The organism is Virgibacillus carmonensis (genome assembly GCF_057836705.1).
Genome location: NZ_JBYQFJ010000383.1, coordinates 1 through 531, shown reverse-complemented (window position 1 = coordinate 531; position 531 = coordinate 1). Strand labels below are relative to the sequence as shown.

1 pseudogene is annotated in these 531 nt (G+C 38.4%); it reads right to left on the bottom strand.

The window, feature by feature from the left end:
- A pseudogene (locus AC3G7N_RS22485) lies at positions 1-377 on the bottom strand (Na+/H+ antiporter NhaC); the annotation flags it as partial.
- Between the last annotated feature and the right edge of the window lie 154 nt (positions 378-531).

Here is a 531-nt window from a genome sequence, read left to right as displayed (position 1 = left end):
CAGGAACTGCCAATAGCTAGTGAAACTATGGCACAAATAACTGCAATGGTTATGAGAAAAGAGGAGGGGGAAATAATGTTTAATCCATAATAAATCATTGTCGCAACGACTCCGCCGCCAATCCAGGAACCAATGGTTAATCCGACAAGCATGATGATTACAATTGCCGGAAGGGCTAGCTTAATTCCTTTGTACATCATTTCTTCAATCTCTTTCCATTTATATCCATACCCCGATGCAACTAAAGCAGCTGCCGCGGTACCAATAACCAATGGTACATGTGGAGCTTGTTCAAATACAATGACAGCTAACAGCATGGCAATAATCATTACAAAGAGGGGGATTATTGCCCACCAAACATTGATTTCCTTTTTCATAAGGTAACGCCTCAATTCCTATTAAATTAAAATTAGAACTTATGGTAAAGGAAGTTGCAAGCAATGTCAATTATCTTCTGAACATTTGAATAGATCTTTTGACAAAAATGTTTGCAATGGTTTCCGATAAATAGAGGTCGAACGTCATATCCTG